This window comes from Azospirillum baldaniorum (assembly GCF_003119195.2).
Taxonomy (GTDB): domain Bacteria; phylum Pseudomonadota; class Alphaproteobacteria; order Azospirillales; family Azospirillaceae; genus Azospirillum; species Azospirillum baldaniorum.
The window spans coordinates 2,029,041-2,043,943 of record NZ_CP022253.1; the positions used below are offsets into that span (position 1 = coordinate 2,029,041).

The 14,903-nt window shown below is 68.4% G+C and carries 12 protein-coding genes; 5 read left to right on the plus strand and 7 right to left on the minus strand.

Annotation, left to right across the window (positions count from 1 at the left end; translation table 11 throughout):
• Window position 1 precedes the first annotated feature (1 nt).
• Complete coding sequence (gene murJ, locus Sp245p_RS09600) at window positions 2–1,552, minus strand: murein biosynthesis integral membrane protein MurJ (RefSeq protein WP_109138481.1); 1,551 nt, start codon at window positions 1,550–1,552, stop codon at window positions 2–4.
• Between the two features lie 171 nt (window positions 1,553–1,723).
• Here murJ and Sp245p_RS09605 point away from each other — a divergent pair, with 171 nt between their 5' ends.
• On the plus strand, window positions 1,724–2,503 hold the full coding sequence (locus tag Sp245p_RS09605) for an alpha/beta fold hydrolase (protein ID WP_014240216.1): 780 nt from the start codon (window positions 1,724–1,726) through the stop codon (window positions 2,501–2,503).
• Between the two features lie 101 nt (window positions 2,504–2,604).
• Here the strand turns inward: Sp245p_RS09605 and Sp245p_RS09610 are convergent, their stop codons facing one another.
• Entirely contained in the window at window positions 2,605–4,023 is a 1,419-nt protein-coding gene (locus tag Sp245p_RS09610; RefSeq protein ID WP_244439276.1) for a hypothetical protein, read from the minus strand.
• Window positions 4,024–4,299: 276 nt separating this feature from the next.
• On the opposite strand from Sp245p_RS09610, the gene Sp245p_RS09615 reads away from it, so the two are divergent.
• Together Sp245p_RS09615 and Sp245p_RS09620 are read left to right on the plus strand one after the other, a co-directional pair.
• Window positions 4,300–5,025, plus strand: coding sequence for a hypothetical protein (locus Sp245p_RS09615; protein ID WP_129557163.1), 726 nt, complete (start codon window positions 4,300–4,302; stop codon window positions 5,023–5,025).
• Window positions 5,026–5,194: 169 nt separating this feature from the next.
• Entirely contained in the window at window positions 5,195–5,701 is a 507-nt protein-coding gene (locus Sp245p_RS09620) for a response regulator (protein WP_014240212.1), read from the plus strand.
• 100 nt (window positions 5,702–5,801) lie between these two features.
• On the opposite strand, the gene Sp245p_RS09625 is transcribed toward Sp245p_RS09620, so the two are convergent.
• Window positions 5,802–7,163, minus strand: coding sequence for an HlyD family type I secretion periplasmic adaptor subunit (locus Sp245p_RS09625; protein WP_014240211.1), 1,362 nt, complete (start codon window positions 7,161–7,163; stop codon window positions 5,802–5,804).
• A gap of 55 nt (window positions 7,164–7,218) precedes the next feature.
• Window positions 7,219–8,955: a type I secretion system permease/ATPase gene (locus Sp245p_RS09630; protein ID WP_342354011.1), complete on the minus strand. Its 1,737-nt coding sequence runs from the start codon at window positions 8,953–8,955 to the stop codon at window positions 7,219–7,221.
• Between the two features lie 198 nt (window positions 8,956–9,153).
• Between Sp245p_RS09630 and hutH the strand changes: the two genes are divergently transcribed.
• Together hutH and Sp245p_RS09640 are read left to right on the plus strand one after the other, a co-directional pair.
• Entirely contained in the window at window positions 9,154–10,680 is a 1,527-nt protein-coding gene (hutH, locus tag Sp245p_RS09635; RefSeq protein WP_014240209.1) for a histidine ammonia-lyase, read from the plus strand.
• Window positions 10,681–10,790: 110 nt separating this feature from the next.
• On the plus strand, window positions 10,791–11,321 hold the full coding sequence (locus tag Sp245p_RS09640) for a peroxiredoxin (RefSeq protein WP_014240208.1): 531 nt from the start codon (window positions 10,791–10,793) through the stop codon (window positions 11,319–11,321).
• Between the two features lie 270 nt (window positions 11,322–11,591).
• Here Sp245p_RS09640 and Sp245p_RS09645 read toward each other — a convergent pair whose 3' ends face one another.
• From Sp245p_RS09645 to ftsH, 3 genes are all read right to left on the minus strand, one after another.
• The gene (locus Sp245p_RS09645; protein WP_014240206.1) at window positions 11,592–11,816 is read right to left on the minus strand and encodes a DUF2061 domain-containing protein; all 225 of its coding nucleotides are present in this window, start codon (window positions 11,814–11,816) and stop codon (window positions 11,592–11,594) included.
• Window positions 11,817–11,923: 107 nt separating this feature from the next.
• On the minus strand, window positions 11,924–12,715 hold the full coding sequence (locus Sp245p_RS09650) for a rhomboid family intramembrane serine protease (protein ID WP_103040988.1): 792 nt from the start codon (window positions 12,713–12,715) through the stop codon (window positions 11,924–11,926).
• A gap of 172 nt (window positions 12,716–12,887) precedes the next feature.
• The gene (ftsH, locus tag Sp245p_RS09655) at window positions 12,888–14,825 is read right to left on the minus strand and encodes an ATP-dependent zinc metalloprotease FtsH (protein WP_014240204.1); all 1,938 of its coding nucleotides are present in this window, start codon (window positions 14,823–14,825) and stop codon (window positions 12,888–12,890) included.
• Window positions 14,826–14,903: the final 78 nt, after the last annotated feature.

Genomic DNA, 14,903 nt, shown 5'->3' on the forward strand with positions numbered 1-14,903 from the left:
GTTAAACGCTCTTGCGGCGCCGGCGGAACCGCCCGAGGTCCGACCGGCGCAGCAGGCCCAGCGCGACCGCCAGCACCGCGTAGACCAGCAGGCCGGCAAGGCCCAGCAGCACCAGCCCGCCCAACCGCTCGAACAGGCTGTGGGCGGTCAGCCAGGACGACAGCTGGGTCTGCACCAGCCACAGCGTGCCGCCCATGGCGAGCGCCGCGATGGCCATGCGCGGCAGGTTGCGCAGCAGCCGGGCATCGGCCTTGAACAGCCCGCGCTGGGTCAGCAGCCACGCCAGCAGCCCGGCGTTGACCCAGGCGGCGACGGAAGTCGCCACCGCCAGGCCGACCTGGGCCAGCGGCCCCATCAGCGCCAGCTTCAACGCCACGTTGACCGCCGTCGCGGCCAGCGCCACCCGCACCGGGGTCGCCGTGTCGTGCCGGGCGTAGAAGCCGTTGACCAGGCTGCGGATCACCACGAAGGCCGGCAGACCCAGCGCGTAGGCCTGCAGGGTCGCGGCGGACTGCGCGGCGTCGGTCGGGCCGAAGGCGCCGTGCTGGAACAGCACCGACACGATGGGCAGGCCGGCGACCAGGAAGGCGGCGGCGGCCGGCAGGGTCAGCACCAGCGACAGCTCCACCGCCCGGTTCTGGCTCTCCACCGCGCCGGGCTCGTCCCCGCCCTTGATGCGCCGGGCCATTTCCGGAAGCAGAACGGTGCCCACCGCGATCCCGATGACGCCCAGCGGCAACTGGTTCAGCCGGTCCGCATAATAGAGGTAGGACACCGCCCCGGTGGGCAGCAGCGAGGCGATCAGCGTGTCGACGAACAGGTTGATCTGCGTCAGGCCAGACCCCAGCGCCGCCGGTCCCAGCACGGTCAGGAACCGCTTCACGTCGGGCGTCAGGCGCGGCAGGGCCAGACGCAGCCCCATCCCGGCCCGGCTGGCCTCCCAATACAGGTAGAGGAACTGCGCCAGCCCGGCGGCGAAGACACCCCAGGACAGGGCGTGGCCGACGGTGGGCAACAGCGGCGCGGCCAGCACCATCGCTGCGATCAGGCAGAGGTTGAGCAGGATCGGCGCCGCCGCCGCCGCCCCGAACCGCCCCATGCTGTTGAGCACGCCGGCGAGCAGCGATTCCAGCGAGATGAACAGCAGGTACGGGAAGGTGATGCTGGTGAACAGAACGGCCAGCCGGAACTTCTCCGGCTCGTCCGAGAAGCCCGGCGCGAAGACCGTCATGAACTGCGGCATGATCGCCAGGATGCCGGCCAGGAACAGAAGCTGCACCGCCAGCAGCAGGCTCATCACCTCCTCGGCGAAGCGCTTGGCGGCGGCCTGCCCGTCCTGCACCAGCTTGGCGGAGAACAGCGGCACGAAGGCGGAGTTGAAGGCCCCCTCGGCGAACAGGGCGCGGAAATGGTTGGGCAGCCGGAACGCCACGAAGAAGGCGTCGGCCACCGGCCCGGCGCCGAGCAGCGCTGCGGTCAGAACGTCGCGCAGGAAGCCAAGGACGCGGCTGACCAGCGTCAGCCCGCCGACGGACAGGATGTTGCGGAGCACAGTGGTACGGGTCCTCTGATGGGCGGCGCCATCCTAGCGTTTTCCCCGCCCGCGTCACGCCTTTCGGCATGCCGGCCCGTGTGGAATTTGAAGGCGGTGGGCGGAAATGGTCTGCTAGGATCGGCGCCCACCCATTGCCCCATCCTCCATCTTCAGACAAGCGGAACGTCCATGGCCCAGGGTCTTCCCCTCACCTATCTGGAAGCCGGCGAAGCGAACGGCGGCACCCCCCTGCTGGTCCTGCACGGCCTGTTCGGGTCGGCGCGCAACTGGCAGACCCTGGCGAAGCGCTTCGCGGAGCGGCACCGGGTCTACGCGCTGGACCTGCGCAACCACGGCGGCGCCCCCTGGTCGGACGAGATGACCTACCCGGCGATGGCCGCGGACGTGCTGCGCTTCCTCGACGACCGCGGCTTCGCGCGGGCGTCGGTGGTCGGCCACTCCATGGGCGGCAAGGTGGCGATGACGCTGGCGCTGACCCATCCCGACCGGGTGGAGCGTCTCGCCGTGGCCGACATCGCGCCGGTCGCCTACACCCACACCCACGCCCCCTTCGTGGCGGCCATGAAACAGGCGAAGCTGGAAGGCTGCACCCGCCGCTCGGAGGTCGAGGCGCAGCTAGCGGACGCGGTGCCAGAAGCCCCCCTGCGTTCCTTCCTGCTGCAGAATCTCGTTCTGGAGCAGGGGTCGTTTCACTGGCGGATCAACCTCGACGCCATCGGCGCCCGCATGAGCGACCTGATCGGCTTCCCGGATCTGGGCGACGCCCGGTACGACGGCCCCACCCTGTTCATCGGCGGCACACGGTCCGACTACATCGTGCCGGAAAACCACGCCGCCATCCGCCGCCACTTCCCCAAGGCCGCCATCGAGATGATCGAGGGCGCCGGCCACTGGCTGCACGCCGAACGCCCGCAGGAGTTCGCCGCGCTGGTCGAAGCCTTCGCGTAACGTCTTCAGCCGCGAAAAAAGAAACGGGGGCCGCGAAGGCCCCCGTTTCCACATGCTGGCGATGCGCAGTCCTGTCAGAGCGCGCCCTGACGGCGATTCTCTTAGAGAGCGCCCTGACGGGCGCCGGTCTTGGCGGCCGGGCCGGCGGACTGGTTGAAGGCGTCGCGCAGGTATGGCGACAGCGCCTGCCGCATCGTGCGCAGCCACTCGTGGATGATGATCAGCGAGCGGGAGGCGACCGGCGGGGTCATGCCCAGCTTCACCAGATCCTCGCGGGTCATCTGCGCCACCTCGTCGATGCGGTGGCCGGTCAGGCGCGCCCAGGCCGGGGCCGTGCAGGGCGCCATGGAGATGACCTCCACGCCTTCGCGCTCGACCATCTCCGCCTTGCGGCGGGCGTACTGGCTGTCGTCGAGCTGCGAGAAGGGACCGGAGAAGCCGTTCTCGACCAGGACGCGCTTGGCCTTCGGGGCGATGGTGGCGATGCGCTCCAGCGTGTTCATGCCGGTGGACAGCGAGGCCAGATCGACGGTGACCGGCACCATGAAGGTCAGCCGCTCGCCCTCGCCGACATAGTAGTCGAAGCCCGACACCTCGGCCCAGTTGAAGAACCACTGGGAGATGTTGCCGCCGAAGTCGAAGAGGCGGCCGCCGCGCTGCAGTTCCGGACCGATCTGGTCCCAGAACTCGTAGAAGCCGTCGCCCGAGCCCATCATGTTCATGAAGTCCTGGGTGATGCGGCGGTGCTCCACCACCTCCGGACCAAACAGGCGGTTCAGCCGCTCGTTGACCTCATATTCGACGACCTTGAGCTGAAGGCCTTCAAGCATGGCGGTCGCCATCAGGTGATGGGACAGCAGCGTCTTGCCGACGCCACCGCGGTCGTTGAGAACGAAGATGGTGCCCAGCATGCGATCGCCTTTCCAGGGTCTGTTCGATGTCGAATCTTGAGGTGTTGAAACGTGAGCGGCCGGGGCCTTGAGAGTCGGCGCCGGGGAAAGCGGAGCCTGGGTGGGAGAGGCCTCCGGAACCGGGGCCGGAGTCGATTCCTCCGGAGGATCGGCAGGCACCACGGCGGCCGGTTCCGGAACGGGGGCCGGCTCCGGAGCGGGTTCCGGTTCCGGCACGGCGGCTTCCGGCGGACCATCGGTCGCGCCATCTGCCATGTCCGGCATGTCCGGCTCAGCCGTTTCCGGTTCGGGCATCTCCGGTTCAGACATCTCCGGTTCGGGCGCCGCATCCTCGGCATCGTCCGGCTGTCCCGCGGCGAGGGCGGCGCGGTGCACCGCATCCAGCGTTTCGCGCGGAGTCGTGCCGCCCTCCTCCTCCCCATCCGCGCCGCCGTCACGTTCCTCGTTCCCCACGAGGAAGAAGGCTGAGCGCAGGGTGACGGGTGAGATCGGCTGGTTGTCGCGGGCGGTGACGCCCAGCTTCGCCAGCACATCGGAGATTTCCGCCCAGGACAGGCCGCGCTCGCGCATCAGGCCGATGTCGGCGTAGCTTTCGCGGACGGCCTGCATGGCCGAGCGGTTTCCAGTCGGACGATCGGCAAGGAGCCGTTCCAGTTCCGCGCGATCAATCGACACCGTGAGTACCCGGCATGCGTGGTTCTGGGGAGGGGTGGGTAGGATTTGTGATACCGCAGGATTCCGTTCCCCCCGGTGCGGAAAAAATAGTACAAGCGATTGGGGTGCGCAAACGGTTTCCAACCATGTTCAACCGCATTAAACCTGTGACACGGCAACCTTCCTTGGTCTCCATCAGGATTGCAGGATAGGGCCCGGCGTTTGGCGAAGATGCCCTATGATTTTCGATCGCAGGATCAGCGGACCGCCGACTCCGGGCGGACGCCGGGGACTCCCATCGGCTTCCACGAGTTGCGCCAAGCCTGCGAGATCTCGGCCCTTCGGGAGGATCTGGAGCGCGTCCTCCAGGACACCGGCGCCCTGCGCGACAGCATCGAGGACGCGGTTGAGCAGGTGCGCCAGCGCTTCGCCGCCCTGACGGCGGAGGAGCTGGCGAACTCCGAAACGATGGCGCCGCTGCTCCAGTTCGCCGTCTCCACCCTGCTGACCATCCGCGACGAGGCCCGGCGCATCAACACGCAGACCGGCCCGGTCGACGACGACGACCGCCCCACGCGGACCGTCGCCGATCCGCGCCCCCTGCCCTCCGCCGGGACTCCGGCAGCACCGCCGTCCGTCCCGCCGCCCCCCGCCCCCCAGACCGCGCCGCAAACCTACGCGCCGCCGCCGTCCGACGAGCCGGCCCCGTCCTTCGCCTCGGAACCGGAACGCGAGGAGACGCCCCCGCCGCCGACTCCGGCGCCCGTTCTGTCGCCGTTCGTGCCGCGCGCCCCGGCGCCGGCGCCGCAGCGTCCGGCGGCACCGGACCCCGCTCCCGACGCGCCTCCGGCTCCCTCCTGGCTCTCGCCCCTGTCCGGGCGCAAGGGCAGCCCCGGAGTCAACGGCAGCGCTCCGCGCAACGGCAACGTGGACTGGCTGAGCCGTCCCAAACGCTGACCTCCGCCGTTGCCCCCCTTTCGTCCCGTTGTTGCGGGAAGGTCGCACCTCGTCCGAACGCACCCACGTCACACCGATTTTCCTTGAACTCCGAAATGGGTGCGGCTACCACTTTATTTGGTAAATGAATCTTTACCAACAACACCTGCGGCGACGCATGGGGGTGGTCATGGCACGGGATGATGTGGACACGCTGGCACGACCGTCGCCCCGCCTGGAATGGCGGCACCGCTGTGGCCCGGCCGCCCAGGCTGACCGGAGAGATTCCCACCGGCACGACACTCCGGCAGCGATCCGGCCCCTGCGGCTGCTGATCGTGGAGGACGAATCCCTGGCCGCAGAGGCGGTGGGGATGGCCGCCATGGACCTTGGCCATATCGTCTGCGGCACCGCCCGCACCGAAGAGGAGGCGGTGGCCATCGCCGGGCGCGAGCGGCCCGATGTGGCGCTGATGGACGTGCGGCTGGCCGGCGGCGACGGGATCGAGGCGGCGCGGCGCCTGCGCGCCAACTATGGCATCCGCTCCATTTTCCTGTCCGGCTACGCCAACCACGCCATCATGGCCCGCATCACCGAGACCTACCCGCTGGGCGTGGTCAACAAGCCCTATTCGCTGGCCCAGTTGAAGCTGGCCCTCGACCTCGCGGCGCGGCGCCTGCACGGCCCGCGCGGCTGACAACGTTCCGCTTCGCCAAACAAGAAAGGGCGGCTTCCCCCGTGGGAAGCCGCCCTTTTCTTTCAACCGTCGTGGAGCGTGATGCTCCCTATCCCTGCCCTCACTCCTGGATGAAGGCCTTCACGTAGGAGTGCGACAGCGGCTGCACCAGATAGTCGAGCGGGGTGCGGGCGGAAAGCAGGATGCGCGCCTCCACCGGCATGCCCGGCTTGATCGTCAGGTTGTGGACCTGATGGGAGTCGCTGTCCTTCAGCTTGATCCGCGCGATGTAGGATTCCTGGCGGGTGATCGGGTCCATCACGCGGTCGGCCGAGACGTAGGTCACCGTGCCGTCCAGCGAGCCGACGACGCGGCTGTCATAGGCGGTCAGCTGAACCTTCACCGGCAGATCGACGGTCAGCGACTTGATGTCCTTCGGCTGGACCTTCACCTCGGCCAGCAGGGCGCGGCCGTCTGGGATGATGTCCAGGATCGGCTCGTTCGCGGTGATCGTACCGCCGGCCGCCCAATGGCTGTGCATCACGACGGTCCCGGCGTCCGGAGCCTTGATCGCGCGGGTCTCCAGCCGGTTGGCGGCGTCGCGCATCTGCTCGGCGAGGCGGATGACGTCGCCGCGGGACTTCTCCAGATCGACCAGCACCTTTTCGCGGAAGTCGTTGCGGCGGCGCAGAAGGTCGCCCTCGGCGTCCACGGCGGCCTGGTTGGCCTGGGCGATGCGGGCCTCAAGCTCGCGGTCACGGCCCTTGAGCTGCGCCTCCTCCTTCTGCTGCTCGACCAGCTTGGTCCGGGTGGCGTTGCCGCGGGACAGCAGGCCCTGGGTGATGCGCAGATCGTCCTCGATCAGCTGGATCTCGCGGGCCAGGAACCTGCGCTGCTCCTGAAGGCTCTTGCCTTCCTCGCGCAGCGTGATGACGCGCTCCTTGGTCAGCTTGGCCTCGGTGTCGAGCTGGTTGCGGCGGACCTGGAACAGGGTCTCCTGGTTGCCCATCAGCTTCTCGACCGTGCGGTCGCTGCCGCGGCGGCGCAGCAGTTCCTCCGGCCACTCGATGGCGGGCTGCTCGAACAGCTCGGCGGTCAGCCGCGCTTCCAGCGCCTGGGTTTCCAGCCAGGAGGTGCTGAGCACCTGGAGCCGGGTCGCCGCCTCCGTGCTGTCCAGCCGCATCAGGACCTGACCGGCCTTCACCGTGTCGCCTTCCTTGACGAGGATCTCTTCGATCTGGGCGGTCTCGGTGTGCTTCACGATCTTGCGGCCGGTCTCCGGGGCCAGCGCGCCGGAGGCCATGACGGCGCTGTGAAGCGGGGCGAGCGCGGCCCAGGCGGTCATCCCGCCGAAGCCCACCGCCAGCACCATGAAGCCGCCGGCCAGAAGCCCGCTGACCCGGGTGTCGGGAACCAGCGCGCGCAGCGCGCCGATCGACGTCATGGTCTTCGTCTTGTAGGTGTTCATGGTGGTGTCGGTCATAACAATCGGTCCTTAATCGCCGGAAGGGCTGGGTGCTGGTCTGGAGTTTCCGGCGTCAGCCGGCGGCGCTCTGCACCGGCGCCGGGCCGATGTTGCGCAGGCGGCTCCAGTTCGGACCCTGCTGCTCCTGCTGGCGTTGCGGCAGTTCCACCGCCATGCCGTTCTTCAGAACGAAGGTCTTGTCGGAGATGTCGACGAAGGCCGGGGAATGGGTCAGCACGATGGTGGTGACGCCGCTGTTCTTGGCCTCGACGATGAACTCGCGCACCGCTTTGTGGCCGATCTCGTCCATGCCGGCCGACGGCTCGTCGAGAACCAGCAGCGAGGGACGGCCGTAGCCGGCGCGGGCAAGGGCGATCAGACGGGCCGAGGCGCCGGTGATCGGGAACAGCGGGTCGGTCACCTCGGTCTCATAACCGCCGGGCAGGCTCTCGACCCAGGCATGGATGCCGGCGCGCTTGGCGGCGTCCTCGACCTTCTCCCGCGTCGTCTCGGTGAAGCGGGCGATGTTCTCGGCGATGGTGCCGGGCAGCAGGTCGGCGCCCTGGGCCATGTAGCCGATGCCCTGCTCCGGGGTTTCCGGGTTCAGCGAGGCGACGGCCAGGCCGCCCAGCCGCACCGTGCCCGCCGACGGCATCGCCACACCGGCCAGCAGACGGGCCAGGACCGACTTGCCGGAGCGGTTGGGACCGGCGATGCACACCGTCTGGCCCGGCTCCACGGCCAGCGTGACGCTGCGCAGGATCGGCTTCTGGTCGCGGGGAGAGACGAACAGCAGGTTCTCGACGGTCAGGCGCTCGCGCTCCACCGGGATGATCGGACGCTCCGGCTCGAGGGACAGGCGCTTCAGCAGCGGGAACAGGCGGCGGAAGGCCTGGTAGGACTTCTGGATCTGGCCCCAGGCGCCGGCGGTCTGCTCGACCGGGGCGAGGGCGCGGCCGACCAGCATGGAGGTGGCGATCATGCCGCCGAAGGACAGGTGCTGCTCGATCACCAGCAGGGCGCCGACGCCGGTCACCGCGATCTGGATGACCATGCGCACCCACTTGGTGAAGGCGCCGATGGCGGCGGCGCGCTCGGTCGAGCGGCCCTGCAGGGCGGAGGTGGTCATGGCGTCGCGGGCCACGGCGTCCAGCGCGCTCGGCCCCATGCGCAGGCCGCGCACCGTCTCCGACCGCGACAGCAGGGAGTCGAACAGGCGCTGCGAGCGGCTGGCCGGGGCCTTGCTGTCCTCGGCGAAGTGACGGACCGCCCAGTTGCTCAGATAGCCCAGCGCCGTCATGATGACCATCGCGGCCACCAGGATCACGGCGAGCAGCGGGTGGATCAGGTAGATGCCGATGACGTACAGGGGCACCCAGGGCAGGTCCATCAGAGCCGGCAGCGACGGGCGGCTCATCGCGCCCTTGACCTCCATGAGGTCGCTGACCGGGGCGGTGTCCGGACGGCCGCGGCCCGAGGCGTCCAGCACGTCGGCGGTCAGCCGGCGGCGCCAGGTGACCTCCAGCGCGTTGCCCGCGCGGGCCAGGATGCGCGCCCGCACCGTTTCCATGGCGGCGCTCAGCGTCAGGGCCAGGACGACGATGACGGTCAGCATGACCAGCGTATCGATGTTGCCGGACGGAATGGCCCGGCTGAAGACTTGAAGGGAATAAAGTGGCATCGCCAACATCAGGAGATTGATGGTGGCGCTGAAGACAAATGCACCAACGAGTACCCGGGTGAAATAACGTCCCCCGTGAGCCATGTCTTTATTGGTCTTTTCAGACCCGCGAGAAAACAGGCGAGGCATTTACAGCCCTCCAATTGTCACCGTTTGCGGCAGTGCCCACTGGATGCAGGCGAGGTCAGTTGGCGCGTTTTTGGTAAATGAAATCTGAAGATTGAGGGACATCACAGGAATGCCACTGAAAACCACCCCCTTTGCGCAGACGACAACGACGCCTCATGTGAAGGACTGCCCTGTCCGCCCCGTTTCAAGGAACGCCGCATGACCGACACGCTGACCTTCGACCCCGGCCATCTCGCCCTGCCCGACCTGCGCCGCATCCTGCGCGACCCGCCCGTTCTGGCCCTGGCGCCCGGCTGCCGCGCCGCCATCGAGGCCTCGGCCCGCACGGTGGCGGAGGCGGCGGGCGGGGAGCGCGCGGTCTATGGTGTGAACACCGGCTTCGGCCTGCTGGCGAAGAAGCGCATCCCCCCGGATCAGGTGCGCGAGTTGCAGCGGCGGCTGGTCCTGTCGCACAGCGCCGGCACCGGGCCGGACCTGCCGCCGGGTGTGGTGCGGCTGATCCTGGCGCTGAAGGTCAACGCGCTGGCGCGCGGCCATTCGGGCGTGCGCATGGCGGTGATCGAGGCGCTGCTGGCGCTCTACAACCGCGGCGTCCTGCCGGTGGTGCCGGCCAAGGGTTCGGTGGGGGCGTCCGGCGACCTGGCGCCGCTGGCCCACCTGACCGGCGTCCTGATCGGCGAGGGCGAAGCCGATGTGGACGGCGAGCGGCTGCCCGCTGCCGAAGCGCTGGCCCGCGCCGGGCTGGTGCCGCTGGCGCTGGAGGCCAAGGAGGGGCTGGCCCTGCTGAACGGCACGCAGGTGTCCACCGCGCTGGGTCTGGCCGGGCTGGTCGCTGCGGAGGACGGCTTCGCCGCCGCCCTGGTCGCCGGCGCGCTCAGCGTCGATGCCGCTCTCGGCAGCGACGGCCCCTTCGACGCGCGCATCCACGACCTGCGCGGCCAGCCCGGCCAGCGCGACGTGGCCGCCGTCTACCGTTCCCTCCTCCAGGGCAGCGGCATCCGCGACTCCCACCGGGAGGGGCACGAGACGGTGCAGGACCCCTACAGCCTGCGCTGCCAGCCGCAGGTGATGGGCGCGGTGCTCGACCATCTGCGCTTCGCCGCGGGCGTGCTGGAACGCGAGGCCAACGCCGTCTCCGACAACCCGCTGGTCTTCCCGGACAGCGGCGACATTCTGTCGGGCGGCAACTTCCACGCCGAGCCGGTGGCGATGGCCGCCGACGTGCTGGCCCTGTCCATCGCCGAGACGGGGGCGCTGTCGGAGCGGCGGATCGCGCTTCTGATGGACACCCACCTGTCGGGTCTGCCGCCCTTCCTGGTGGCCGACGGCGGGCTGAACAGCGGCTTCATGATCGCCCAGGTCACCGCGGCGGCGCTGGCCAGCGAGAACAAGCAGATGGCCCACCCGGCCAGCGTGGACAGCCTGCCCACCTCCGCCAACCAGGAGGATCATGTGAGCATGGCGACCCACGCCGCCCGCCGCCTGTCGGACATGGCCGACAATCTGGCGGGCATTGTCGCGGTGGAGTTGCTGGCCGCGACCCAGGGGATCGACCTGCGGGCTCCGCTGGCCTCCTCCTCCGCGCTGGAGCGCGCGCGAGGGCTGCTGCGCGCCCGCGTGGCGGTGTGGACGGAGGATCGCGCGATGGCCCCGGACATCGCGGCGGCGAAGCGGTTGGTCACGGAGGGAGTCTTCCGCCCCTTCGCAGAGGATCTCCTGCCCTGATGCTGAGACAAGACCGCGCAGGCGGCTCCGGCCGGTTTTCGTCAATCCGTTGAAGGGCTAAGGTTCGGATCACCCTACATCAACCGCTTCACTTCGATCCGGAGACCATCATGGAAGGACGCAAAGTCCCCTCGGTCGTGTTCAAGACCCGCGTGCGCGACGAGAGCGTCGGCGGCCCCAACCCGTTCCGCTGGCAGGACGTCAGCAGCGACGATCTGTTCGCCGGCAAGCGCGTCGTCGTCTTTTCCCTGCCCGGCGCCTTCACCCCGACCTGCTCCAACCAGCAGGTGCCGACCTACGACGCGCTCTATCCCGAGTTCCGCGATATGGGCGTCGACGAGGTCTATTGTCTCAGCGTCAACGACGCCTTTGTGATGTTCCAGTGGGGCAAGCATCTCGGCGTGAAGAACGTCAAGCTGATCCCCGACGGCTCGGGCCATTTCACCCGCCGCATGGGCATGCTGATCAACAAGGACCATGTCGGCTTCGGCATGCGCAGCTGGCGCTACGCCATGGTGGTGACCGACGGCGTGGTCGAAAAGCTGTTCGAGGAGCCGGGCATCAACGACGCCGGCGAGGGCGGCGATCCCTACGGCGAATCCGCTCCGGAAGCGGTGCTGACCTACCTGCGGTCGCGCTGAACCAGTATTTCGTTTCTTTAAAGCGAACTTCCGTCCGCTTTAGACTCTTATCGCCTCATTCGCCGGCGGGCTCCGGTCGCATGTGCGACCGGGACCGCAGTCGCGGTCCAAAGCGGATTGCAATCCGCTTTAGCCCTCTCCCCTCTGGGGAGAGGGTGGCCCGGAGGGCCGGTGAGGTGGTTGCGCTTTTGCCGGACACACGGTCAAGCGCATCCCCCTCACCCTAACCCTCTCCCCGGAGGGGAGAGGCGATTATGACCACCGATCCCTTCAAGCCGGAACGGCGGTTCCTTCCGTCGGCTCCGCCTCGGCCGCCCGTACCTTGCGGCGTTCATGGGCCGCCCAAGCCCGCTCGTGCAGATGATAGGCCACCGTGTTGCACAGCGGCTCCACCAGCGCCAACGCGCCGCCCACCGCGATGCTGCCGGTCATCAGATAGCCGACCGTGAAGGCCACCGTGAAGTGGATGCAGGCAAAGCTGAAGGTCTTGGTCATCGCTGAACTCCCGAACGCCGCCGTTTCTGTTCAGCCTCAGCATGCGCGTCGGACGGCGACAGGTCCAATCGAACGATCCAAACAGATCAATAGACAGTCCCTATTCATCAACGAAAGGGACGGCGGCGGTCGCCCGCTTCCGGCACGCTGCCGCGACGCAACCGGGTGCCCGGCGGAACGACTTCGAAGGCGCGGCTGTGCGCCGGCTCCAGCAACCGCACCTCGGGCCGCTTGAAGAAGGGAATCAGCGCAGCCCCCATGACGAACCCGCCGACATGCGCCCAGAAGGCCACTCCGCCGCTGTCGTCAGAGGTCGGGGTGGTGACCCCGCTCAGGATTTGCCCAAGGAACCAGAAGCCCAGCACCAGCACCGCCGGGACGCTGATGACACGCACGATGATGATGAACCAGAAGAAGACGCCGACATTGGCCCGCGGGTGCAGCACCAGATAGGCGCCAAGCACCCCGCCGATGGCACCGCTCGCCCCCACCATCGGGACTTCGGACGTTGGAGCGGCGAAGCTCTGGGCGAGCGCCGCCGCCGTCCCGCAGAGCAGGTAAAAGACCACGAAGCGGCCCCGCCCCATGCTGTCCTCGACGTTGTTGCCGAAGATCCAGAGGTACAGCATGTTGCCGGCGAGGTGCAGGAAGCCGCCATGCATGAACATGGAGGTGATGATGGACATCCAGGGCGGAACGACCCGCAACGGCTCCGGCAGCTCGGCGTGGCCGAACAGCACCGCCGGAACGAGGCCGAAGGAATAGACCGCGAGGTTTCCGGCCCGCGCCCCCAGCGAGAGCTGCCACAGGAACACCATCACGCACAGCGCGATCAGCGCCATGGTGACGACCGGCGTCCGCCGTGTCGGGTTGTCGTCGTAGATGGGCAGGAACAGCATCGGCGGCGCTTTCGGTTGGGGCGGCCCTGTTCAACACGATGGTCCCGCCTAACAGTTCCGCCAAGACGTACGGGACACACGTACAGGCGGAAGTCGGCAAAGAAAAACCGGCGCCCCTTGCGGAGCGCCGGTTTCGCTGACTAAAGCCGCGGTGCGGATCAGGTGCCCGCTATCAGGTGCCCTGGGGCTCCGGGTCCATCCCGCCGCTTTCCTTGGTGGTCGGCACCGACGGGCGACGGCCCGAAGTCGGGGTCGGCTGCTTCGGCGGGGCCGGGGAGAAGCCCTCCCGCTCGTCGTTGCGGATCAGCGGTTCGCCGCGCAGCAGGCGGGCGATGTCCTCACCGCTCAGGGTCTCGTACTCCAGGAGGCCCTTGGCGATGGTGTGCAGTTGGTCGATGTTCTCCGTCAGGATGCGGCGGGCCTCGCCGTACGCCTCGTCGACGATCCGGCGGATTTCCTCGTCCACCGTGCGGGCCGTGGCGTCGGACATGTTCTTGTGCTGGGTGACGGAGTGGCCGAGGAAGACCTCCTGCGTCGGCTCGCCGTAGAGCAGCGGGCCCAGCTTGTCGCTCATGCCCCACTCGGTGACCATGCGGCGCGACATGTCGGTCGCCATCTTGATGTCGCCCGACGCACCGGTGGTCACGCGGTCCTTGCCGAAGATCAGCTCTTCCGCGATGCGGCCGCCCATGGCGACGCGCAGGTCGGCGTGCAGCTTGGCCTGGGACAGCGAGATGCGGTCGCCTTCCGGCAGGCGCATCACCATGCCGAGCGCGCGACCGCGCGGGATGATGGTGGCCTTGTGCACCGGATCGCTGTCCGGCTGATGGATGGCGACGATGGCGTGACCGGCCTCGTGATAGGCGGTCAGCTTCTTCTCGTCCTCGGTCATGACCATGGAGCGGCGTTCCGCGCCCATCATGACCTTGTCCTTGGCGGCCTCGAACTCGGCCATGCCGACGACGCGCTTGCCGATGCGGGCGGCGAGCAGCGCGGCCTCGTTCACGAGGTTGGCGAGGTCGGCGCCCGAGAAGCCCGGGGTGCCGCGCGCGATGACCTTGGCGTCGACGTCCGGGGACAGCGGCACCTTGCGCATGTGGACCTTGAGGATCTTCTCGCGGCCCAGCACGTCGGGGTTCGGCACGACGACCTGACGGTCGAAGCGGCCCGGACGCAGCAGCGCGGGGTCGAGAACGTCGGGACGGTTGGTCGCGGCGATGAGGATGACGCCCTCGTTCGCCTCGAAGCCGTCCATCTCGACCAGCAGCTGGTTCAGGGTCTGCTCGCGCTCGTCGTTGCCACCGCCCAGGCCGGCGCCACGATGGCGGCCGACGGCGTCGATTTCGTCGATGAAGATGATGCAGGGGGCGTTCTTCTTGCCCTGCTCGAACATGTCGCGGACGCGGCTGGCGCCGACACCCACGAACATCTCGACGAAGTCGGAGCCGGAGATGGTGAAGAAGGGCACGTTGGCCTCACCCGCCACGGCGCGCGCGGTCAGGGTCTTACCGGTGCCCGGCGGGCCGACGAGCAGCACGCCCTTCGGGATCTTGCCGCCCAGACGCTGGAACTTCTGCGGGTCCTTCAGGAACTCGACGATTTCCGCCAGCTCCTGCTTGGCCTCGTCGATGCCGGCGACGTCGTCGAAGGTGACCCGGCCGACCTTCTCCGTCAGCAGGCGCGCGCGGGACTTGCCAAAGCCCATGGCCTTGCCGCCGCCCGACTGCATCTGACGCATGAAGAAGATCCAGACGCCGATCAGCAGCAGCATCGGGAACCAGGACAGCAGGACGGAGAACAGCGACGGCACGTTGCTGTCGTCCGGAACGGCGCTGATGCGCACGTTCTTCTGCGTCAGCCGCTCGACCAGCCCGGCTTCGGGCGGGACGTAGGTGCTGAAGGACCGGCCGTCGGTGAAGTGGCCGGAGACCTGGTTTCCTTTGATGGTGACGTCGGCCACTTGGCCGCGGTCCACTTCGGCGAGAAGCTCGCTGAACGGAACCGTCGTCTGCGGGCTGCGCGTGGAAGAGCTCTGGAACAGGTTGAACAGGGCCACCAGCAGCAGCCCGATGATGATCCAGAGCGCGAGATTCTTGCCGAAATTGTTCACGTCAAAAGCCTTTCTGCGAACCCTGCGCGGAAAGGTAGGCTGATGCGGAGCCACCCCTCCCGGGCTTACGGGCACGTT

Coding starts and splice junctions, on each gene's coding strand:
- Sp245p_RS09620 (WP_014240212.1), top strand. CDS start 5,195: ATGGCACGGGATGATGTGGACACGCTGGCACGACCGTCGCCCCGCCTG.
- Sp245p_RS09640 (WP_014240208.1), top strand. CDS start 10,791: ATGGAAGGACGCAAAGTCCCCTCGGTCGTGTTCAAGACCCGCGTGCGC.
- Sp245p_RS09645 (WP_014240206.1), bottom strand. CDS start 11,816: ATGACCAAGACCTTCAGCTTTGCCTGCATCCACTTCACGGTGGCCTTC.
- Sp245p_RS09630 (WP_342354011.1), bottom strand. CDS start 8,955: ATGCCTCGCCTGTTTTCTCGCGGGTCTGAAAAGACCAATAAAGACATG.
- Sp245p_RS09605 (WP_014240216.1), top strand. CDS start 1,724: ATGGCCCAGGGTCTTCCCCTCACCTATCTGGAAGCCGGCGAAGCGAAC.
- Sp245p_RS09610 (WP_244439276.1), bottom strand. CDS start 4,023: ATGCAGGCCGTCCGCGAAAGCTACGCCGACATCGGCCTGATGCGCGAG.
- Sp245p_RS09615 (WP_129557163.1), top strand. CDS start 4,300: ATGCCCTATGATTTTCGATCGCAGGATCAGCGGACCGCCGACTCCGGG.
- hutH (WP_014240209.1), top strand. CDS start 9,154: ATGACCGACACGCTGACCTTCGACCCCGGCCATCTCGCCCTGCCCGAC.
- Sp245p_RS09650 (WP_103040988.1), bottom strand. CDS start 12,715: ATGCTGTTCCTGCCCATCTACGACGACAACCCGACACGGCGGACGCCG.
- Sp245p_RS09625 (WP_014240211.1), bottom strand. CDS start 7,163: ATGACCGACACCACCATGAACACCTACAAGACGAAGACCATGACGTCG.